Annotated in this window: 23 protein-coding genes; 11 read left to right on the forward strand and 12 right to left on the reverse strand. The window is 67.5% G+C overall.

The features are described 5' to 3' along the window. Nucleotides 1-30: 30 nt before the first annotated feature. Nucleotides 31-234: a cold-shock protein gene (locus NI1_RS13705; RefSeq protein WP_067806012.1), complete on the forward strand. Its 204-nt coding sequence runs from the start codon at nt 31-33 to the stop codon at nt 232-234. Between the two features lie 100 nt (nt 235-334). Here the strand turns inward: NI1_RS13705 and NI1_RS13710 are convergent, their stop codons facing one another. Beyond that, nucleotides 335-805, reverse strand: a complete 471-nt coding sequence (locus NI1_RS13710; protein WP_067819529.1) for a carboxymuconolactone decarboxylase family protein — start codon at nt 803-805, stop codon at nt 335-337. 152 nt (nt 806-957) lie between these two features. Further along, nucleotides 958-1,677 (reverse strand): FadR/GntR family transcriptional regulator, encoded by a 720-nt coding sequence (locus NI1_RS13715; RefSeq protein WP_067819531.1) that lies wholly within the window; start codon nt 1,675-1,677, stop codon nt 958-960. Between the two features lie 227 nt (nt 1,678-1,904). Between NI1_RS13715 and NI1_RS13720 the strand changes: the two genes are divergently transcribed. Beyond that, nucleotides 1,905-2,117 carry a hypothetical protein gene (locus tag NI1_RS13720; protein ID WP_067819533.1) on the forward strand — a complete coding sequence of 71 codons (213 nt, stop codon included), beginning with the start codon at nt 1,905-1,907 and terminating at the stop codon, nt 2,115-2,117. Between the two features lie 35 nt (nt 2,118-2,152). Then, nucleotides 2,153-2,569: a hypothetical protein gene (locus NI1_RS13725; RefSeq protein WP_067819535.1), complete on the forward strand. Its 417-nt coding sequence runs from the start codon at nt 2,153-2,155 to the stop codon at nt 2,567-2,569. A 10-nt stretch (nt 2,570-2,579) separates the two neighbouring features. On the opposite strand, the gene NI1_RS13730 is transcribed toward NI1_RS13725, so the two are convergent. Together NI1_RS13730 and NI1_RS13735 are read right to left on the reverse strand one after the other, a co-directional pair. Next, the gene (locus NI1_RS13730; protein WP_067819537.1) at nt 2,580-3,008 is read right to left on the reverse strand and encodes a YybH family protein; all 429 of its coding nucleotides are present in this window, start codon (nt 3,006-3,008) and stop codon (nt 2,580-2,582) included. 24 nt (nt 3,009-3,032) lie between these two features. Then, complete coding sequence (locus tag NI1_RS13735) at nt 3,033-3,602, reverse strand: NADPH-dependent FMN reductase (RefSeq protein ID WP_067819541.1); 570 nt, start codon at nt 3,600-3,602, stop codon at nt 3,033-3,035. A 137-nt stretch (nt 3,603-3,739) separates the two neighbouring features. On the opposite strand from NI1_RS13735, the gene sigJ reads away from it, so the two are divergent. Genes sigJ through NI1_RS13755 form a run of 4 tightly spaced genes read left to right on the forward strand, consistent with a single transcriptional unit; the run spans nt 3,740 to nt 6,754 of the window. Next, nucleotides 3,740-4,630, forward strand: a complete 891-nt coding sequence (sigJ, locus tag NI1_RS13740) for an RNA polymerase sigma factor SigJ (RefSeq protein WP_067819543.1) — start codon at nt 3,740-3,742, stop codon at nt 4,628-4,630. 29 nt (nt 4,631-4,659) lie between these two features. Continuing rightward, a complete protein-coding gene (locus NI1_RS13745) occupies nt 4,660-5,034 on the forward strand; it encodes a VOC family protein (RefSeq protein WP_067819546.1) in 375 nt (124 codons plus the stop codon). Between the two features lie 48 nt (nt 5,035-5,082). Further along, complete coding sequence (locus NI1_RS13750) at nt 5,083-5,985, forward strand: alpha/beta fold hydrolase (RefSeq protein ID WP_067819549.1); 903 nt, start codon at nt 5,083-5,085, stop codon at nt 5,983-5,985. A 40-nt stretch (nt 5,986-6,025) separates the two neighbouring features. Then, entirely contained in the window at nt 6,026-6,754 is a 729-nt protein-coding gene (locus NI1_RS13755; protein WP_067819552.1) for a MerR family transcriptional regulator, read from the forward strand. 1 nt (nt 6,755) lies between these two features. On the opposite strand, the gene NI1_RS13760 is transcribed toward NI1_RS13755, so the two are convergent. Beyond that, nucleotides 6,756-7,388, reverse strand: a complete 633-nt coding sequence (locus tag NI1_RS13760; RefSeq protein WP_067819554.1) for a DUF4097 family beta strand repeat-containing protein — start codon at nt 7,386-7,388, stop codon at nt 6,756-6,758. Nucleotides 7,389-7,655: 267 nt separating this feature from the next. Between NI1_RS13760 and NI1_RS13765 the strand changes: the two genes are divergently transcribed. Beyond that, nucleotides 7,656-10,766, forward strand: coding sequence for an AfsR/SARP family transcriptional regulator (locus NI1_RS13765; RefSeq protein WP_245663207.1), 3,111 nt, complete (start codon nt 7,656-7,658; stop codon nt 10,764-10,766). On the opposite strand, the gene NI1_RS13770 is transcribed toward NI1_RS13765, so the two are convergent. The 4 genes from NI1_RS13770 to NI1_RS13785 all read right to left on the reverse strand — a co-directional run bounded on the left by NI1_RS13770 (nt 10,750) and on the right by NI1_RS13785 (nt 14,873). Further along, a complete protein-coding gene (locus tag NI1_RS13770; RefSeq protein ID WP_067819560.1) occupies nt 10,750-11,511 on the reverse strand; it encodes an ABC transporter permease in 762 nt (253 codons plus the stop codon). The genes NI1_RS13765 and NI1_RS13770 overlap by 17 nt on opposite strands. Further along, complete coding sequence (locus tag NI1_RS13775) at nt 11,511-12,452, reverse strand: ATP-binding cassette domain-containing protein (protein WP_067819563.1); 942 nt, start codon at nt 12,450-12,452, stop codon at nt 11,511-11,513. The genes NI1_RS13770 and NI1_RS13775 overlap by 1 nt, the downstream gene beginning before the upstream one ends. Before the next feature lie 94 nt (nt 12,453-12,546). Further along, the gene (locus NI1_RS13780) at nt 12,547-14,448 is read right to left on the reverse strand and encodes a glycoside hydrolase family 5 protein (RefSeq protein ID WP_084523154.1); all 1,902 of its coding nucleotides are present in this window, start codon (nt 14,446-14,448) and stop codon (nt 12,547-12,549) included. Nucleotides 14,449-14,534: 86 nt separating this feature from the next. Further along, nucleotides 14,535-14,873 carry a hypothetical protein gene (locus NI1_RS13785; protein ID WP_067819565.1) on the reverse strand — a complete coding sequence of 113 codons (339 nt, stop codon included), beginning with the start codon at nt 14,871-14,873 and terminating at the stop codon, nt 14,535-14,537. Nucleotides 14,874-15,085: 212 nt separating this feature from the next. On the opposite strand from NI1_RS13785, the gene NI1_RS13790 reads away from it, so the two are divergent. Next, nucleotides 15,086-16,735 (forward strand): alkaline phosphatase D family protein, encoded by a 1,650-nt coding sequence (locus NI1_RS13790; RefSeq protein WP_067819569.1) that lies wholly within the window; start codon nt 15,086-15,088, stop codon nt 16,733-16,735. On the opposite strand, the gene NI1_RS13795 is transcribed toward NI1_RS13790, so the two are convergent. The 3 genes from NI1_RS13795 to NI1_RS13805 all read right to left on the reverse strand — a co-directional run bounded on the left by NI1_RS13795 (nt 16,736) and on the right by NI1_RS13805 (nt 19,662). After that, on the reverse strand, nt 16,736-17,410 hold the full coding sequence (locus tag NI1_RS13795; protein WP_157535117.1) for a hypothetical protein: 675 nt from the start codon (nt 17,408-17,410) through the stop codon (nt 16,736-16,738). A gap of 72 nt (nt 17,411-17,482) precedes the next feature. Then, on the reverse strand, nt 17,483-18,319 hold the full coding sequence (locus tag NI1_RS13800) for a helix-turn-helix transcriptional regulator (RefSeq protein ID WP_067819575.1): 837 nt from the start codon (nt 18,317-18,319) through the stop codon (nt 17,483-17,485). Between the two features lie 128 nt (nt 18,320-18,447). Continuing rightward, the gene (locus tag NI1_RS13805; protein WP_067819578.1) at nt 18,448-19,662 is read right to left on the reverse strand and encodes an NsdA family TPR-like regulatory protein; all 1,215 of its coding nucleotides are present in this window, start codon (nt 19,660-19,662) and stop codon (nt 18,448-18,450) included. A gap of 301 nt (nt 19,663-19,963) precedes the next feature. On the opposite strand from NI1_RS13805, the gene NI1_RS39275 reads away from it, so the two are divergent. Beyond that, the gene (locus NI1_RS39275) at nt 19,964-20,194 is read left to right on the forward strand and encodes a hypothetical protein (RefSeq protein ID WP_245663208.1); all 231 of its coding nucleotides are present in this window, start codon (nt 19,964-19,966) and stop codon (nt 20,192-20,194) included. 125 nt (nt 20,195-20,319) lie between these two features. After that, nucleotides 20,320-20,787 carry an NUDIX hydrolase gene (locus NI1_RS13815; RefSeq protein WP_067819583.1) on the forward strand — a complete coding sequence of 156 codons (468 nt, stop codon included), beginning with the start codon at nt 20,320-20,322 and terminating at the stop codon, nt 20,785-20,787. Nucleotides 20,788-20,910: the final 123 nt, after the last annotated feature.

The following is a 20,910-nucleotide window of genomic DNA, read 5'->3' on the forward strand; positions in this document are numbered from 1 at the left end:
GGCTCGCAACAGAAAAGAAGTTGTTACAACATGGCTCAAGGCAGTGTGAAGTGGTTCAACGGTGAAAAAGGCTTCGGCTTTATCGCCCAAGACGGAGGCGGCCCGGACGTCTTCGTGCATTACTCGGCCGTAAGCGGCTCGGGCTACAAGTCCCTCGACGAGGGTCAGCGTGTCGAGTTCTCGGTGGAGCAGGGCCAGAAGGGCCCGCAGGCCCAGGACGTCCGCGCCATCTGATTCCGCGCAAAAGTTTCAATGAAGAGCTTCGCACCGAGACCGGTGTGAAGCTCTTTTCATTTGGGCCGGACCCCCTGCGGCGCTTCGCATTTCGCGGCGGTCACCACTGGCCCGGCACGTACTCCCCGCCCGCCATGCCGGCGATCACATTGAGACGGTTCCAGGCGTTGATGGTGGCGATCAAGGAGATCAGCGCACCGATCTGGTCGTCGTCGTAGTTCTTGCGAACCTCGGCCCAGGTGTCCTCGGAGATGCCGCGGCCGTTGTCGGCCAGCCGGGTGCCCTCGTCGGTCAGCGCCAGCGCGGCACGCTCGGCGTCGGTGAAGACGCTGGTTTCGCGCCAGGCCGCGACCAAGGCCAAGCGCACCGCGGTCTCCCCCGCGTGAGCCGCATCCTTGGTGTGCATGTCCAGGCACATACCGCACCCGTTGATCTGGGAGGAACGGATCTTGACCAGTTCCTGCGTGGCCTTCGGCAGCGTCGAATCGTCGATGACCCGTGCGGCGGTGGCGAATCGCTTGCTGAACTTGGCGGCGACATCGTTGGCGTAGAGGTTGAAACGCGGTTCCATGATCTGCTCTTCTCTCGATCGGTGCGGCGCCTGTGCGTCGGCTTCGTCAAGGTGACGACGCAGCCCGGCGAGGTGTGACACGGGGTCGCGAGCAGGTTTTCATCGGTCGGGCGGAGCGGTCGGAGCCGCACGCTCAGGCACGAAACCGGCGGTTACAGCTCCGGGCGGTCGAGATCCGGGAACATGTCCAGCAGATCCGCCAGTGCATGTTGTTCCGCGCGGCGGACGGCGTCCTCGGCGCGTGCCGGGTCGCCGGCTATGACGGCCTCGGCGATCTCGGAAAGCTTTGCGTGCCAGCGGATACCGGTCTGCCGATGCCATTCGGCCGGTGGCAGTTCGGCCCCGGGGGCGTTGAGCATCAGCTGGTAGACCTCGGTGAGCAGAGGATTGTCCGCGATGCGGGCGAGCGCGGTGAAGAGTTCCGCCGCGACCGCCGTGAAGTCGGCCAGTGTGGCCGCGTGCTCGACGGCATGCTCGATGCGGGCGAGCACGGCCCGCAGATCATCCGCATCGTCCGGGGTGCGGCGTACGGCCGCCAGCCGCGCCGCCCGCTGTTCGAGCATGGCGCGCAGTTCCATGGCCTCGCGCGGGCGGGCGCCGGCGACCCGTTCGAGCAGCGGGAACTCGAGGTTGCTGGCCGAGCGGACATAGGTGCCGTCGCCGGGGCGCGGCTCCAGCATGCGGGTGTGGACCAGCGAACGCACCGCCTCGCGGATGGTGGAACGGCTGACTCCGAGCGCGGCCATGAGTTCCGGTTCGGACGGGATCTTGGTCCCGACCGGCCAGTCACCGGCGGCGATCCGGGCCGCGAATTCATCGGCCACCTGCTGGGACAGGTTGGCTACCCGCTTGGGTTTGGCCAATTCGGCCATCGGTCGAGATCCCCTTCCAACTGAACGTGAGCCGATATTCGGCAACCGACCGGCAGCCATCCCGCAGACCACCTGCGATTCAGCGCGTTACGGGAGTTCATCTGCGAATACATCACACCGGCCAGCGTTGACAAACATCTGATGTTTCCACTCTACTGAACAAATCGCCGAGTTGAGCAATTGAACAGTTACCGGATCGGCGAGCCGTTCACGAGAGAGGATCGAGCATGCGAAAGCTAGTCTGGGCCACCCTGGCCGGCACCACATTGATTGCGGGAGTCGCCGTTTCGGCCGGTGCCGCCGAAGCCTCTCCCCCGCCGCCGGGACCGCTCTGCTCCATCGTCACCTGGCCCGCGGTCTTCCTCATCGAGGCCACCGGTGGCAAGGACAGCCCGCTGCTGCCCCTGGCCACCTCGATCCAGTCCCAGGTCTGTCCCTGACCGGCATCGCTGATCAGGCCGAGAAAGGTGGAACGATGAAGCGCTCATTGACAGTGCTGGCCGGTGTGGTCCTGGTCTTCGGCGCCGCGGCGTGCTCGAACGATTCCACGCCCGCACCCGCGCCCAGCAGCACCACCGTGCAGGCCACCACGACAGCGGCCCAGTCGAGCACCACCGCCGCGCCGGCCCCCGCGCCGGTGGAGCCGCCGATCGTCGATCCGGGCACACCGGCCCCGGGCCCGGAGACCGCACCGCGCGTCATTCCGACCACCCCGGTCGTCGTGCCCACCACCACCGATCCGGTCGTGGCGCCGACCACCACCGTGCCGCCCGACCCCAGCCCGATTCAGGACCGGGTCGAGGGCGGCCCGTGCGAGGGCGACGGCACCTGGGTGCATCTCGAGGGCGGCAATGCCGGCCACTACGGCACCGAATGGCTTTGCCGGCACTGACTTTCCCGCGCTACGGCACCAGATCGGGCGTCGCTTTGCCGCTCACCACATCGAACGGCACCGACGCCTGATCGTGGGTGATCAACCAGTCGCCGTCGATCTTGCGGCAGCAGATGGTGTAACGAACCCACATGCCATCGGTGGTGACCCCGTTCTCCAGGGTGCCGCTGAGCCGGCCGAAACCGTGGGCGAAGGCCACGTCGTCGCCCGCGGTGACGGCCCGGTCGCGAATCTCGTATTTCACGTCGCGGAAGAAGGTGAAGACCTTGGCCCAGTTGGCCAGTTTCGCGTCGATGCCCGCGTGTTGCAGGGGCGGTTCGACGTCGAAGGACACCACGTCGGTGGCGTAGAGCCGCCGGAGGGCATCCAGATCCTTGGTTTCGATGCCCTCGATGAGCTGGTCGATGTGCCGGGCGACGGCGGTTTCGTTCGAAGTCATTGCGTTCTCCTGTGATTCGATGCTTCAGGCGACCGGCACGGCGCGCAGCGGTGCGAGGGCGGTGCTCCAGGCGACGACCTGATCGACGGTCGCGGCGAGGGTCGTGGCGTGGCGTTCGCCGGGGGTGAAGACGGTGTTGTTCTCGAAATCGGTGTGCAGCGAGAGAGCGACCTGCCTGCCCACTACCGCCATACCCAGCAGGCTGCATATCGAGCGCAGTTGCTGCACCGCGCAGACGCCGCCGTGCACGCCGTAGGAGACGAATCCGACGGCCTTGTCGCCCCATTCGGCGAATACGTGGTCGAGGGCGTTCTTCAGCACGCCGGGAATCGAGCTGTTGTATTCGGGCGTCACGATGATGAAACCGTCGCAGCCGCCGATCTTTTCGGCCCAGGCCCGGGTGTGCTCGTGGACCGACGGCCCGAACATCGGCGGCACCGCCTCGTCCAGGTGCGGGAGCGGATGCTCGCGCAGGTCGAGCAGTTCGAACTCGATGTCCGGGCGCTGCGATGCGGTCTCCAGCACCCATTGCGCGACCTGCGGGCCGTTGCGGGCGGGTCGGGTACTGCCGAGAATGATGCCGATTCTGGTCACGGTCGGTCCTCCTGCTCTGCGGGGTGGGTACGACCTTCCGACGACACAGCCGGCCGGAATGTCAGGCCGCCTCACGAATCGGCGCGCTGTTTCGTCGGTTGGGTACAAGGGCAGCATCGATCGAAGGAGCCGACACCATGACAGATCCGGACCTGAGCGCGGTGATCGGCGAGCGTCGCCAGCTGATCAACCTCACCTATCGGCTGCTCGGTTCACTGGCCGAGGCCGAGGATGTGGTGCAGGAGACCTATACGCGCTGGTACGCGCTGCCGGAGGCGCAGCGGCGGGAGGTGGCGAAGCCGGGCGCCTGGCTGACCACGGTGGCCGGGCGCATCTGCCTGGATCTGCTCGGTTCGGCGCGGGCCCGGCGGGAACGCTATGTGGGCGAATGGATTCCGGAGCCGGTGCCGGGCCGCGACGAATGGCTCGGCGGTTCGGTCCCCGCCGATCCCGCCGATCGGGTCACCCTCGACGAGTCGATCAGCATGGCTTTTCTGGTCGTGCTCGATTCCCTCACGCCCGCCGAGCGGGTGGCGTTCGTGCTGCACGATGTGTTCCGCTACTCCTTCGCCGAGGTCGCCGAGATCGTCGGGCGCACCCCGGGGGCCTGCCGTCAGCTGGCCTCCGCGGCCCGCCGCCGCATCGGCACGGCGCGCGAACCCATCGCTCCCCGGCGCGACGAAGTGGTCAGCGACTTCAAGAAGGCTTGGGAGACAAAGGATATCGAGGCGCTGATCGGGTTGCTCGATCCGAACGCGACCGCGACCGCGGACAGCGGCGGCCTGGCCCCGGCCTTCCGGGAGCCGATCATCGGCGGCGCGGAGATCGCCCGCGCCTGGATCGAGATCGCCACCCGGGGACCGGCGGTGACGCTGCTGGAGCGCACGGTCAACGGCCGGCCCGGTCTGGTGGCGCAGCTCGGCGACGCCGTCGTCTCGGTCTACGCCTTCGATATCGACGGCGACCGCATCACCCGCATTTGGGCCATCCGCAATCCGGAGAAGCTGCGCCCCTGGATCGCGGGCTGAACCGGCGGGGCGGGCGTAGTGTCGCGAACATGGCATGCAAGATCACCGAACTTGTCATCGATTGCGCCGAACCCCAACGGCTGGCGGACTTCTGGTGCGAGGTGCTGGGCTACGTCGAGCTCGATCGGGACACGGACGCCATCGAGATCGGCCCGGAATCCGGCTTCGGCGGGCCGGCGCCCACGCTGATCTTCAGCCGCAGCGCCGATCCCCGGCGCGGGAAGCTGCCGATGCATCTGGACGTCAATGCCACCGATCGCGAGCAGGACGCCGAGTTGGAGCGGCTGCTCGCGGTGGGCGCACGCAAGATCGATATCGGTCAGACCGGCGATGAGTCCTGGCATGTGCTGGCCGATCCGGAGGGCAACGAGTTCTGTCTGCTCCGCAAGCGGGTCGAGCCGTAGGCCACCCGGGTTGACCTTGACCGTGCGTCAGGGTCGGAGGGTGGTCGCATGACGAACGACAACCCCTCCCCGACCCGGTTCGCGCCGCCGATCGGCGGGCTCCGGAAGATCGACGGCCACGATGTTTTCGTGCATCGGGCGGGCAGCGGCGGACCGGCCGTCGTGTTCCTGCCGGGCGCGAGCGCGGTCGGGCTCGACTATTTCGGTGTGCAGCAGCTGGTTTCGCGGTTCACCACGGCGGTGGTGTACGACCGTGGCGGCACCGGCTACAGCGATCCGCGACCGCTCACCCGGACCGCCGCCCAGGTCGCGAAGGAGCTGCGGCAACTGCTGCGAGCCGAGAACATCCCCGGCCCATACGTTCTCGCCGCGCACTCGGTCGGCGCGTTCTACGCGCATCGATTCGCACAGCTGTATCCGCGGGACGTGGCCGGGCTGGTCTGGTTGGACGGGCTGAACCGCGACTGGGACCAATTCATGCCGCCCGCGGCGAGCCTGGCCGCGATGGAGCGAATGACACCCGGTCCGGAGCAGCTCGGCGAACTCCGCACGGCCCTGGGCGAAATGAATGCCGAATTGCTCGCCGTCTACCCCGCGGACCTGCGGGAACCGCTGCTGGCAGCCAAGGCGAGCGACGACTGGATCCGCGTCGGCCTCACCGAGCGCACCATGCTCGCCGGGCTCGCCGCCGAACTGCGGGCCGGGCCGGGATTGCCCGACGTGCCGCTGATCGCGCTCAGCGTGGTGGGCGTCGACCCGCAACTGCCGGAACAGCTTTCGAGGCAGATGAACGACGCCCGCGGGCGCATGGACGCGGCGCTGGTCGCCACCGTCGCGCGCGGGGAACAGCGCATCCTGTCCGATACCTTCCACCACAGGCTCTGCTTCGATCGCCCCGATGCCGTGGCCCAGGCGATCCGCGATGTCATCGCGCGGGCGGCACATCCCTAGACTCGGCAGGATCTGGTTTCCGGCGGATCCGAGGAGGACGGTGCTCACCATCGGTCAGCTCGCGGCGACCGCCGGCGTGACCGTGCGCACCGTGCGCCACTATCACCACGTCGGCCTGTTGCCCGAGCCCGAGCGCGATGCCTCCGGCTACCGGCGCTACCCCGCGCAGGCGGCGGTGGATCTGATCCGGATCCGGACGCTGGCCGAATCCGGTGTGCCGCTGACCCGTATCGACGCGCTGCTGCATGCCCGGCCCGCCGAATTCGCGGCGGCCATCAGGGATATCGATGCCGAATTGCGCAGCCGGATCGCGCGACTCGATGCCAACCGCCGCCGCCTCGCCGAATTGGCGAGCGGGGAAAGCCTGGTGCTGCCGCCCGAAGTGGTCGCGGTCCTGAACCGGATGCGTGAACTCGGCATCGGTGAGCAGCGGGTGCGGCTGGAGCGCGATTCGTGGATTCTGTTGCGGGCGTTGGATCCGGACCTGGTGGCGCGGCGGGTGCGGGAGAAACAGGCCGCGCTCGACGATCCGGAGACGACGCGACTGTTCCTGGCCGTCGACGAGTCGATCGATTGGGATCCGCGGGATCCGCGCCTGGACCGGCTCATCGACGACCTGGATGCCTGGGAGATCGAGCACGAGCGCAGCGACCGGCCGCAGAGCCTGCGGCTGATCGCGTCCCGCATCTCCGAGACCTCCCCGGCCTGGCAGCGCATCGTCGAAGTGCTCGACCATCGCGCCGCACGGCGCCGGACCATCGGACACTGACTTACGCCGCGTGCCGGATCACGATATTGCCGTAGCTGTTTCGCGCGATCACCTCGACGGTCTCTCCCTGCGCGGCGGCGACCGGACCCAGCTGGTTGGCGATATTGCCTTGCTGCGCATTGGTTTCCACCCGCACCGCGCTGCCCGGATGGATGCCGACCTCCAACTCGCCCATCGAGGTGTCCAGACGCAGCACGCCGCGGATGGCCGAGCCGATGCGGATATCGCCCTTGGCGACCTTGGCGGTGACCGAGTCCAAGGGGCGTTCGACGCTGATGTCACCGGCGGCGATCTCCAGATCGCAGCGGCCCAGTTCGCCGATGCCCACGATGCGGCCGACCCCGGCGCTGCCCTTCAGGGTGGACCCGGTCGGCACCTCGATGGTCACCTCGATCGTCGGATTGCCGCCGAAGGGGGTGTAGGTGCGCAGGTTCTTCGGGGTGCGCACGGTCAGCTCACCGCCCGTGAAATCGACCTTGGTCTGCGCGGCGGCCCGCACGTCGCCCTTCTTGTGCGGGTCCGCCGGGCGGACCTGGACCACGGTGTCGGTGCGATCGGCGGCGATGACGGTGACGGTCGCGGACAGCACGTCGACGGTGACGGCGATGGGGGCGGGAGTGGCGAACTCGAACATGATGGGGCTCCTTCAGCGGGTGAATCGTCGGTTTCGGGGCGGGTCGTTGCCGTCCCGTTCCGGCTCCCGGGCCTGGTGGCCGGGGGCCGTGCTGTTCATGTGGACTACTTTCACCGGTCCGGCTGACAGCGGGCTGACGCCCGCCTGACACGGCCGCTGACACCTGTCGCGGCCACCCGGCAGAATGGCCGGGTGCGTATCGGGATTCTTGGGCCGCTTCAGATCCGAGCAGAGGATGGAGGATCGATCGCGGTACCGGGTGCCCGCTTGCGGGGGCTGTTGATCGCTCTCGCCTTGGATCCCGGGCGGGCGGTGCCGAAACACAAGCTGGTCGACTGGGTGTGGGGCGAGCAGCCGCCCGCCGATGCGGCGAACGCCTTGCAGGCGCTGGTGTCCCGGCTGCGGAAGCTGCTGCCGGAGGGGTCGATCGATGTGCAGGCGGGCGGTTATCGCCTGGCCGTGTCACCCGACGCGGTGGATGCCGTGCGCTTCGAACGCCTCGTCGATCAGGCTCGGGGCGGGACCGATATGCAGGCCGCACCGCTGCTGCGCGAGGCCGTCGAATTGTGGCGCGGGGCGCTCATGCAGGATGCCGGGCTGCCGGACAGCGCCGATGCCGACGCGGTGATCGCGCGGTTCGAGGGTTTGCGGCTGGCCGCGCTGGAAGACCTGTACGAAGCCGAGATCCGGCTCGGCCGGGGCGCGGACCTGGTCGCCGAGTTGACCGAGCTGGTCGGGCAGCATCCGGTCCGGGAACGCCTGGCCGCGGCGCTCATGCGCGCGCTCGCCGAGGCGGGCCGCGGGACCGAAGCCCTCGGTGTCTATCAGCAGACCCGGGAAGCGCTCGCCGACGAACTGGGCGCGGACCCCTCCCCCGCGCTGTCGGCGCTGCACGTCTCGCTGCTGCGCGGTGAGGTCGGGGTGCAGGCCGCCGAGGAGCGCAAGACCAACCTGCGCGCCGAACTCACCAGCTTCGTCGGCAAACAAGGCGAGATCGCCGCGGTGCGCGAACTCGTTGCGGCGCACCGGCTCACCACCTTGACCGGGCCCGGCGGATCGGGCAAGACCCGGCTGGCCTCGGAGACCGCGCGGACGCTGCTCGACGATCTGCCGGACGGAGCCTGGCTGGTGGAGCTGGCGTCGCTCGGGGCGGGCGGTGATATCGCGCAATCGGCGCTCGCCGCCTTCGGGCTGCGTGACGCCCTGCTCGGCAGCGCACCCCAGGCGGAGCCGATGGACCGGCTGATCGCGGCGCTGCGCGAACGCGAAACCCTGCTGGTCCTGGACAATTGCGAGCATGTGATCGAGGCCGCAGCCGCCTTCGCGCACCGGCTGCTCGGCGAATGCCGCAAGGTGCGTATCCTCGCCACCAGCCGCGAACCCCTCGGCATCACCGGCGAAGCCCTCTGGCAGGTCGAGCCGCTGACCCTGCCCGCACCCGACGCCGGCACCGCCGCGATCGAATCCTCGGCCGCCGTACAACTCCTGCGCGACCGGGCGAGCGCGGTACGCAAAGACCTGGCCGCCGACCCGAATTCGCTGGCCACCATGGCGCGCGTCTGCCGCGCACTGGACGGCATCCCCCTCGCGATCGAATTGGCCGCGGCCCGACTGCGAACCATGTCCCTCGAACAACTCGCCACCCGCCTCGATGACCGATTCCGCCTGCTCACCGGCGGCAGCCGCACCGCCATCCCCCAGCACCGCACCCTGCGCGCGGTGGTGGACTGGAGCTGGGAGCTGCTCACCGACGCCGAACGCACGGTCCTGCGCCGCCTCGCCGTCTTCGCCGGCGGCGCGAGTCTGGAAGCGGCCGAACAGATTTGCGCCGACGCGGAGTGGAAGCAAACGGTCAGCGCGATGCCGAGCGGGGGCGCGGTGATGGAGCAGTGGGAGGTGCTGGAGCTGCTGACCGCGCTGACCGAGAAATCGCTGCTGCTCGTCACCGAGGTGGACAGCGGGTCGCGGTACCGCATGCTGGGCACTATCGGGCAGTATGCGCGGGACCGGCTGGTCGAGGCGGGGGAAGCGGAACTGGTTCAGCGGGTGCATCTTTCGTACTTCACCGAGCTGGCCGCGACCGCCGAACCGGAATTGCGGCGGGCCGGTCAGCTGAAATGGCTGGCGACGCTCGACGCCGAACACGGCAATCTGGTGATGGCCATGCGCGGCGCGCTGGCGGCCGGTGACGCGCCCGGGGCCATGCGGCTCGCGGCGGCGGCGGGCTGGTACTGGTGGCTGAGCGGCCACAAGGTCGAGGGTCTGGAGCTGGTCACCGCCGCCGCCGCGCTGCCCGGCGAGGTCGATGACGAGACCCGGGCCCTGGTGTACGGGCTGGTCGTGCACTTCATGTCGTCCGGGCCGAATGACGAGAACCAGCTCCGGGATTGGATTCACAAAGCCTCCGACCTGCACCAGCCCGGCCGGGAACAGCATCCGGCGCTGCGGTTCATCGGCGCGCTGGAACGCCTGCTGCAAGGCCCGGACGCCTTCCTCACCGCGTTCGAACCGCTGCTCGCCGACGAGGACCCGTGGGTGCGCGCACTGGCCCGGTTGCAACAGGGCAAGATGCGGGTCATGCTCGGCCGTCCCGGGCGCGAGGCGGACGAGTACCTCGAGGCGGCGGTCGCCGAATTCCGCGCTATCGGTGAACGCTGGGGGCTGTCGTTCGCGCTCACCGAGCTGGCGGACCGCATCGCCATGCGCGGCGAATTCACCTCCGCCTGTGAGCTGCTGGACGAGGCGATCGCGGTGGTCACCGCCGTGGGGACTCTCGAGGACGCGGTCCGGGTGGGCGCACGGCAAGCCCAATTGTTGTGGCTGCTGGGCGATTCCGCGGCGAGCACGGCCGCGATGGAGCAGGCCCAGCGGAACGCCGACCGGGCCGCCTGGCCGAACGCCTTGGCCGACTTGGCTTTACAACGCGCCGAACTGGCCCGCTGGAACGGCGACATCTCGCAGGTGCATCAGCAGATCGAGATCGCCCGCACCATGCTGGGCAGCGACGCGAACCTGTCGAACGTCGATGCCGTATTCCACAACCTGCTCGGTTACATCGCCACCGATCCGGCCGCCGCCCGCACCTACCACGCCACGGCTTTCCGTTCGGCCCTCGAAGCCGGCTACGCCCCGCTGATCGCCCGAATCCTGGTCGGCATAGCGGATTTGGCGCTGCGCGACGGACAGGACGCCCAGGCCGCGCGGCTGCTCGCCGCGAGCGACGCGGTGCGCGGCCTGCCGGATCGTTCGCTGCCCGATGCCGTCCGCATCGAGGAGACGACGCGAAATCGCCTCGGCGAAGCGAACTTCACCGAGGCGATGGGGGCGGGAGCGGCAGCGGACTGGACCGAACTGGCCGAGCTCACGCTCGCTTGTTGAAAGTGGCACGCGACCACAGGTATCCGACGATGGCGAACCCGGCGCTCCAGGCCAGCGCCGCGGCGGTGTAGCCGCCCGACGGATGCCCCTCGAGGAAGCCGCGAATGGATTCGATGATGGGCGTGAAGGGCTGGTACTGGGCGAACTGCCGCACGCCCTGACCCATCTTGTCGGCGGGCACCACCGCGCTGCTCAGGAAGGGCAGCATGATCAGCGGCACTACCGACATGCCCGCGGCCTCAGGGGTTTTCGCCGCCATACCGAGCGCGACCGTCAGCCAGGAGGCCGCGAAGGCCGTCGCCGCCATGACGCCGATCGCGCCCAGCCACTCCAGCGGGCTCGCGTCGGGCCGGAAGCCCAGGGCGAACGCGACCCCGATGACCGCCGCGATGGCGATGGCATTGGTGAGCATGGTGGCCACCACGTGCCCGGTCAGCACCGCGCCCCGCGAGACGTCCATGACCTTGAACCGGTTGATGATGCCCTTGGCCATATCGGAGCTGACCGAGACCGCGGTGCCCGAGAGCCCGTAGCTGATGGCCAGCAGGATCATGCCCGGCGTGGCGTAGTCGATGTAGTGCCCGCCCACGTCGAACGCGCTACCGAAGACGTACACGAAGATCAGCAGCATGACGACCGGCATGAGCGCGGCGTTGAAGATGGTGACGGGGTTGCGCGCGGTGTGTTTGAAGTTGCGGCGCAACATGATCGAGGAGTCGGCCATGGTGGCGGTGAGGGTGGACATTATGCTTCGGCCTCCGTGGTGGCGTGCCCGGTCAGGGCGAGGAACACATCATCGAGATCAGGGGTGTGGACGGTGACTTCGGCGGCTTCCACCGAGTATTCGGCGAGCCGGTTCAGCAGGCCGCGCAGGAATTTGGAGTCGCCGTCGCCGGGGACGCGCAGGCTCAGCGCCTCGTCGTCGCGGATGGCGTCGGGCAGGATGCGCGCCGCCGCGTCGAGTTCTCCGGTGTGCGCGAAGCGGAGTCCGATGTAGCTGCCGGGGATCTGCCGCTTCAGATCGGCGGCGGTGCCCTCGGCGACGATGCGGCCCTGGTCCAGTACCGCGATGTGATCGGCCAGCTGGTCGGCTTCCTCGAGGTACTGGGTGGTGAGGAAGATGGTCGCGCCGTCACCGACCAGTTCCCGCACGATCTCCCACATGGTGCGCCGGCTGCGCGGATCGAGACCGGTGGTCGGCTCGTCCAGGAAGATGATCTGCGGCTTGGTGACCAGGGTCATGGCCAGGTCGAGCTTGCGGCGCATACCGCCGGAGTAGGTCGCGGCCCGCTTACCGGCCGCCTCGGTCAGCTCGAAGCGTTCGAGCAGTCCGCCGACCACCTGCTTGCGCTGCTGGCCCCGCAACCGGTGGATATCGGCCATGAGCTCGAGGTTCTCGGCTCCGGTCAGCAGATCGTCCACCGCCGCGAACTGACCGGTCACGCCGATCGCCTTGCGCACCGCTTCCGGCTCGCTCATCAGGTCGTGCCCGGCAATGCTGGCCGTGCCGCCGTCCGCCTGGAGCAGCGTGGTGAGCACATTGACCGTGGTGGTCTTGCCCGCGCCGTTCGGGCCGAGCAGCGAGAAGATCGTTCCGGTGCCGATATTCAGGTCGATGCCGTCCAGGACCGTCTTGTCCTTGTAGGCCTTCCGCAACCCGGAGGCCGCGATTGCTGTGCTGTTCATGTGGACTACTTTGGGCAGCCCGCCTGATACCGGCCTGACACCGACCTGACACGACCGCTGATGCGATGTCGTGCCAGGTCGGAGGGTGAAAATGTCAGCCGAGCTTGCGGCAGTAGAGGGCGTCCGGATGCCCCTTGCGGTACCAGACCCGGGAGAATCCGATGCCCGCCGCGTATTCGTCGGCCTCGCATTGGGCCTTGTAGAAGCCCTGGGCGTAATCCCCGCCCTCACCGGAGGCGGGGCGGTTGTCCCCCTTGTCATCCCAGACCGTGCGCCCCGCTCCGGCGAGCGGAATGCGGCCCTGGACGCAGAGGATCGCGGACATGCCGTCGCCGCGCTGGCTGTAACCGATCATGAATTGCCCTTCGGCGCACTGATATTTGGTGAAGCCGGACGCCCAGTCGGTGCGCACCTGTTCGGTCTTCACCACCACGGCCGCGCTGCCGGACTGCCACAGATCGCCCTGGGTGGCATCGGTGCACAGCCCGCGCTGATCACCGGAGCTGATGCCGATCAGGCGCTGATCGTCGGGGCACACCACCTTGTGCGCGCCGGAATCCCAATCGGCGGCGGCCCGCAGCGAGGCATTGTTGTCGCGATGCTTGCCGTCCAGCGCCGACCAGGTGCGCACCGGGGCGACCGGTCCCTGGAATCCCTTGGCGTCCAACAGCCGCCGCCAGTGCGCGCCCCGCCAGTCGTCGGCGTCGGTGACGGTCCGCACGCTGCCGTCGGTGTCGTAGCGCAACAACGCCCACTGATTTCCCTTGTCGCCGTGCTGAAATCCGACCATCGGCCAGTAGGCGAAGTCGAGGTCCCGCTCGATCAGGTAGTCGACCATATTGGGGAACCAGGCTTTGTCCTTCGCTTCGGCGTCCTTGCCGACACCGAACTCGCTGATCCACACCGGGGCGGTGAAGTGCCGGTCCGGGGTGGTGGCGACGAAGCCGGCCAGCTCGTCCATGGACTTGAACAGGTCCGCGCGCGACATGTCCCGGAAGCGCGGATCGTGGGTTTCGCCCATACCGTCCGCGCCGGTGTGATTCGGGCCGATGTAGCCGTAGAAGTGCGCCGCGTATACGACCTTGTGCGAGCGCACCAGCGTCGGCGTCAGCGTGCGCATCGGCTTCAGCATGGGACGGGAGTGTTCGGTCAGATCCGTCGGAATGCCCTGCCAGTTCAGGCCCTCGATCATGATGAGCAGATTCGGGTTGGCGCCGGTCAGGATTCGGTCCCCCGCCGCCTGCACCGCGTCTTCCAGATCGTGATCGTCACCCCAGCCCCAGTTCGGGTTGTCCCAGGTGTCGCGCCGCACCTCGTTGCGCAGGTCCGCGCCGATCACGCCCGGATTGCCTTTGTACCGGGCCGCCATGAAAGCCCAGTCGTCCACCCACTTCTGGGTGCTCTGCCCGGAATTCCAGCGCTCGTTGCCGTCGACCGCGCAGCACCAGCGGGTGGAGGTGGTGTGGTTGTTGAGAATGACGCCGATTCCGGCGGTGGTGAGCGCCGCGACGGCCCGGTCGTACACCTCGAGGGGTTTGAGGCCGTTCAGTTCGGGGTTGGCGGTCAAGCCCTCGACCGGACGGGTATCGCTGATCATCTCGTTGGAGAAGGGCAACCGCACGCTGTTGATACCCAGTGCGCGAAAGTCCGCGACTATCTTCGCCATCGGCACCCGGTCCAGGCCGAGGGCGGCGCGATGCCCGGTCTCCTGCGCGAAATTGTTCGCCGGATCCTCGTCGTCGCCGCTGCCCTGCCAGGTTCCGCTGGCGCCGTGCCAGTTGCCGGATTGCAGTTTCACCCGGTTGCCGGCCGCGTCGACGATGTAGCGTCCGCGAGTGCTCAGCGGCCCTTGCAATCCGGTGGGCTCGGCCTGCGCCGAGGGGCTGAAGCCGATTGCGGGGATGGACAGCAGCCCGGCGACCAGCAGCAGCACGGCGATGACGGGCCACGGTCTACCGGGCGCGAATCCTGATGGGGCTCCGCATATTCGATTCATGGCGAGGTACTGTACGTCGCCGCGGGCCGATCTGAAACATTAGTTGGTCAATTGCCCAGAATGCTCGGAGTTCTCCGCTGTGGCGCTCACTCGCGCAGCGCGGCCGCGGCGATGGCGTATTCCCGGGCGCCGATCTCCGGGCGGCCGGTGGCGAGCAGGCGACGCTCCAAGGCCCGGCCGAGATCGGCACGGCAGCTGTGCTGATTGCCGCGCGAGACCTCGATGGTGCCGCGCTGAATGCGGGCCACCCGCCCGTCGGGCAGATAGAGCACCAGGCCGCGATAGCCGAGGCTGCGATGCAGACGGCCGTCGACCAGGGGCGGGGCGGCGGCGATGCAGGCCAGTACGTCCTGGGCGGCAACGGGATCGAGCCGCCAGGCGGGATTCGGCCGGGCCGAATACAAATCCAGCTCCACCTCGACCATGTCACGACTCCGGGGCGGTAGTTCGGTGGTGATTCCAGAGTACGAGAATGACGCGACGCGGTGAACGGCCGGCGGCGCGTCGGCCGCCCAGGTGAACGACGGGCAAACGCAAGGGAATTCGGACATCTCCGCACCCGAAGTGTTATGGGGTGTTCGTCCGGGGCGCGTCCGGCGTTCACTCCCGCACACGCTCAGCATTCATACCGTTGCGTATGGCCTTGTCACGGCGAGAGTTGTTGCGGCGTGGCGTTGCCGGATCGGCGGTGGTGCTCGCGGGCACCGCGGCGGTGGGCAGCGCGAGGTTCCGGGCCCCGCACTGGGTGAGCGGCGATCCGTTCACCCTCGGCGTGGCTTCGGGAGATCCGACCCCGGACGGGGTGGTGTTGTGGACCCGGCTGGCCCCGGATCCGCTCGATCCGGAGGGTTTGGGCGGTATGCCCATGGCCCCGGTGAGCGTGGATTACGAGGTGGCGCGGGACGACCGATTCCGGCAGGTGGTGGTGCGCGGGAGCGCGGTGGCCACCCATCAACTCGGGCACAGCGTGCATCCGGAGGTCAGCGGACTGGAGCCGGACACCTGGTACTACTACCGATTCCGGGCGGGGACAGCGGTTTCCCCGATCGGCCGGACCCGGACCGCCCCGCGTGCCGGGAGCGCCATGGCGCGGATGCGTTTCGCCTTCGCCTCCTGCCAGTCCTGGACCTACGGGTATTTCACCGCCTACGACCATATGGCCGATGAGGACCTGGATCTGGTGGTGCATCTGGGCGATTACATCTACGAGAGCGCCTGGGTGCGGGGCCGGGAAGGCAGTACGGCACCCGATTTCAGCGGCGAGGCGGTGGATCTGCGCGGGTATCGGCTGCGGTACGCGCAGGCCAAGGGCGAGAAGCCATTACAGGCCGCGCATGCCGCGTTCCCCTGGCTGGTCACCATGGACGATCACGAGGTGCACGACAACTGGGCCGGTGAGTACAACGGCCCGAGTTTCGATATCAACAACCTGAAGTGGCTGTTCCGGCGGCGCCGGGCGGCCGCGTTCCAGGCGTGGTACGAGCATCAGCCGGTGCGGATCGCGCAAATGCCGGACGGGCCGGACATGCTGCTGCACCGGCGTTACGGCTTCGGCGCGCTGGCGGAGATCACCATGCTCGACACCCGCCAGTACCGCACCCCGCAGGCGTGCGGGGACGGCAATCAGGTCTACGACTGCGCCGATCGTCTTGCTGCCGATCGCACGATTCTCGGTGCGCGGCAACGCGATTGGTTACTCGGCGGGCTCACCACCTCGCCCGCGCGCTGGCAGATCCTCGGCAATCAGGTCGCGATGGCGCGCTCCGACTACGACACCGGCCCGCGTGAACTGCTCGGTACCGATGGCTGGGACGGCTATGTCGCCGACCGCAATGCCCTGCTCGGTGCGGCCGCCGCCCGGGGCGCGGGCAACCTGGTCGTCATCACCGGCGACCGGCACCAGAATTACGCCGCCGACCTCCGCCGCGACTGCGCCGATCTCGAATCACCGGTCGTGGCTTCGGAATTCACCGGCACTTCGATCAGCAGCGGTGGTGACGGCGCGGACATGTCGCACACCGGCCGCACCCTGCTGGCCGCCAATCCGGATGTCAAGTTCTTCAACGAACAACGCGGGTACGTGCGGGTCGAGCTCGATCACGAGTTGTGCCGCACCGACTTTCGCGTGATGCCCTACGTACACAAGCCGGGTGCACCCATTCGCACCCGGGCCACCTATGTGGTCGAGAACGGCCGCCCCGGCGTCACCGCCGCCGTCCAGCCCGACGCCCCCGAACTCACCACCGCCCCCGTCGCCACCGCCGAACTCGCGTCCGGCCCGCACTGATCAGCTCACCACCCGCGGCCACGGATAGAAGGCGAGGTGAATGAGCAGAATCACCAAGAGGCCCAACAGGATCGCGGCAATGAAGTGCGCACGCCGTTCCAGGAACCCGATGGTGCGGAACAACGTCGGAAACGGTACGTCCTTGCCGAAGAACATGGCCAGGATGCTCGGCACCACCACCCACATCAGCGCGATGAGCCCGTACAGCACATAAGGGCCGAGGTAGGCATCCGCATCCATGGCCCGGTCGGCAGCCGCGAAGAGAATGCCGAATACGTACGTGCCCGCCGCTGTGAACAAATACCCCGCACCCAACAGCGTGACGGGCCCGTCCGACCGAGTGACGCGTCCGCCCGCCGTAGTCGGCTGCCCCGCCACCACCCGCGGACTCGGTTCAGGGTGAAAAAGCAACTGCGGCACCGCGTAATACCCGATCACCACGATCACGAACACCACGACCAGCCGCACCCAGGGATGCTCGGTTTGCAAATGCCCGATGGTATTGGAGATGGTCGGCCAACTGGCCAGCCCGAACACCGAAGCCAATTCCGGTGCGGCGATAGCCACCCCCGCCAGCCCCCACATCAGATATCCCCAGAACTCGACCGACCGCCCCGCGGTGACCGGCACGGAGCCTTCACCCCCGGTAGTCGCGCTACCTTCCACCTGCGTCATGCTGCCGGTATACACCCTGAGCAGCGCGGATGCCGGGTAAGCACCAACCCGAAACGACGTTGAGACCGGTAGTTATCGGGTTCCCGCCGGCTGCCGCGCCGCCAGATCGGCCAGCGCTTCCGCAGCCGCCGAACCGGGCGCGGCGGTGTAAACAACCAACAACTGATCCGGATCGCCCTGCAAAGCCAGCGTCTCGTAGCCGAGCTCCAGCGCCCCTGCGATCGGATGCTGAATCCGCTTCACCCCGTAGGTCTTCTCCTTCACCGGATGCCCCTCCCAGATCCGCCGGAACTCCGCACTCCGCCGCGACAATTCGTCGATCATCGCCTTCAGTTTCGGATCGTCAGGATGCAACCCCGCGTCCCGCCGCAAAAATGCCGCAGTCTCCCCCGCCACGGTCTCCCACTCCGGATAGAACTCACCGGCCCGCGGATTCAAAAACAGATAAAGCGCCTGATTACGCTCCGCCTCCGGCACCGAAGAAAACCCGGATACCAAGTCCCCCATAGCATTCCAAGCAATCACATCCATCCGCCTACCCAACACGAACGCCGGCGCCGTAATCGCATCCAGCACCAACCGCGCCCCCGGCCGCAAAGCATCGGTATAGACCCCGGCCGTCCGCGCCGGCCCCACCCCGGACGGCCGAGCCAACGCATACAAATGCGCCCGCTCCGAATCACTCAACCGCAAAGCCCGCGCCACCGCATCAAGCACCGAATCCGACACATGCGGCCCCCGCCCCTGCTCCAACCGAATGTAGTAATCCACACTCACCCCCGCCAGCTGCGCCACCTCCTCCCGCCGCAACCCCGGCACCCGCCGCCGCCCATATTCACGCAACCCCGCCTCCCTCGGCTGGATACGAGCACGCCGGGAGCGCAGAAAATCACCGAGATCGGACTGCATGGTCTCCAGCGTAGAGTCCCTGCGCCCCGGCCCTCAGAGCGCGCGCCAGGTCCAGGGCTTCGGCACCAGTCCCCGCAAGCATGCGATCCGATGTCCAGCTTCCATCCCCAGCCGCCGGCCGGGCAGTTTCAAACCGTGAACAGTTCAGGGGCTGATCGACGTATCTTGCCGAGTGTCTTTTCGACCCGAGCCGATTGAAGCTCGGACAGGATAGGTAACGCCATGTTCCAGGCTTTGATCGCGCCGGTGTGATCACCGGTCTTCCACCGGGCGATTCCCACATCCCCCAATGTGTTGGCGTACACGCGGCGGTGCACCCCCGGTTCCCACATGGTGGTGGCTAGCTGGTGGTGCGGTTCGGCAGCTGTGTAATCGCCCAGTGCCCGAAATGTTTTCGCGCATTGGTTGTTGACGGTCGCCTGGTCGCCTCCCCACCAGGCGCACCAGGCCGGAAGTTCAGCGGAGCGCCCGGGAGCGATCCACGGCTCGGCAATCGTCAACGCGGCCAGCGCTTCCCGCTTGTTGCCCACCTCGGCGTGACAACGTGCCAGGGCCACCGTGAACAGGGCTTGCGTGCCGCCATCGACCTTTCCGCATGCCCGTCGACACGCTTCCTCCGCGAGATCGATACCGTAGACGCGCTTGCCGATGTCGTTGCCCTGCAACGCGAGTACCCGACACACCCAAGCGTCATGCCCTGGCACCCCGGACGCTTCCGCCAAGTGCAGGGCCGAAAGGTAGTAGCGCTGCGCCGCCCCATCCATTCCGGCGTCGTGGGCCTTGAAACCAGCCAGGTACGACAGTTCTGCGGCAATCGAAAATGCCTGCGCGCGAACCTCGCTCGTAGCGAAGCGAGAACGCAACAAGGTAGCGACGTCGGTGGACAACAGTTCTGCGACAGCGGTACGGCCGACACCGCCACCCTTGAACTCGTCCAGGTGCTGGAACGCTTCCACTACACGGCGCAGGGCCTGCACTTCCCCCATGCCGACCATGCGTTTGTCATCGAGATTCGCGAGGCGCTCGATGCCGGCGGCATCGAGCGTGCCCACACCGATCGCGGTAGCCGACAGGGCCGCCGAGTAGACGGCTTTGCGAAGGAACGCGCGGCGGTCCACGTCAGCGCGGCCCAATGTCACAACGGTGGTTACCGGGTCGGTGAATTGGCCGCATACCCGTTCGTACCACGTGATCACCTCGGCCGTCAGGCTGCGCACCCCGGTTTCGTAATGCCCCAACGCTGCCTTGCTGTACGGGACGCGCGCGGCCATCTCACCGAGTGAGTACCCGGCCGCTTCGCGCGCCTGCCTGAGTTGTGCACCGCCGAACTCGGGGCTGCCCATACCCGAAAAGAGTAGGCCAGCTGTAGACGGCTGTAGACGTTTTCCAGGGTCAGTGTCCGGCCCCGGCGACAACGCTGGAGAGGGAGGGCCTCACCACCCGGCAGAACCAAACCCTTCGGACGGTTCCCCCGCGGTGAGTTGCCTGCCAGTCCAGGAGAAGGGGCACACCATGTCTTTCTTGTCGAGACCACCAGCGATCGGATTCCTGCGCCGCGATATTTCCGGCCCCCGTCAACAATTCCATGAGGCGCAGATCCGAAGAGTGGCAGCCCGATTCGGGTACGACTTGTGCAAAACGCTCGTGTTCGGCCCCGAAACCGACCGCCCCGTCCACCGGCTACGGGTCGCGGTATCACGCACCAACGCCGAAGCGGTGTTCACCCCCAGCGCCGCCCACTTCGACGGCGGCACCGTCCCCGCCGATCTGGTGCGGGTCGCCGACGTCGTGACCGTCGATACCGAAGAGACGTACGCCCGCTACGCCACCGGTCAAGTGCCGGATCAGGGTACACAAGGAGAGCTGATCGAATAGCAGATAGATATGTGAACAATATTGGGATGCAACACCATCCAAGCGACAATGCGTGAACGATCCGGTTCACCGAGCACGTAGAAGTGCCTTTGCCCGGCGCCGAGGCATCTGGGAGGAACCACGGAATGGCCAGGCATGACTACGAAGACGACCCGAACGCACCCGAACCGAACAGCTTGGTGCCCGCCGCATCCCTAGTAGTAGTGAACGACCGTGGGCAAGTTTTGCTGCAACGCCGGGTCGACAACGACATGTGGGCGCTCCCCGGTGGCAAGATGGAGCTCGGGGAATCCCTAGCCGAATGCGGCATCCGGGAAACCAAGGAAGAGACCGGAATCGACATCGAGGTAACCGGCATCGTCGGTACCTACACGAATCCGAAGCACGTCTTCGCCTACGACAACGGCGAAGTGCGGCAAGAGTTTTCGATCTGCCTTCTCGGCACCCCGACCGGTGGAGAACTGGCCGTATCCGACGAGTCCCACGAGGTCGCCTGGTTCGATCCGAGCGACATTGATTCACTTCCGATGGTGGACAGCATTCGTCGACGTGTGAACGACTGGCGTTCGGAGAGATATCCAGTCGTTCGATAGGTGACATTCGGCTTCCTGGTACTCAGCCAACGCAGCAACTCGACGTCATCACCGTGAATCCCGAGGAAACATACGCCCGCCGGCCCGTGCCGCCCCCTCCGGACTCCCCACCATCACCACCCG

The organism is Nocardia inohanensis NBRC 100128, from assembly GCF_001612945.1.
Taxonomy (GTDB): domain Bacteria; phylum Actinomycetota; class Actinomycetes; order Mycobacteriales; family Mycobacteriaceae; genus Nocardia; species Nocardia inohanensis.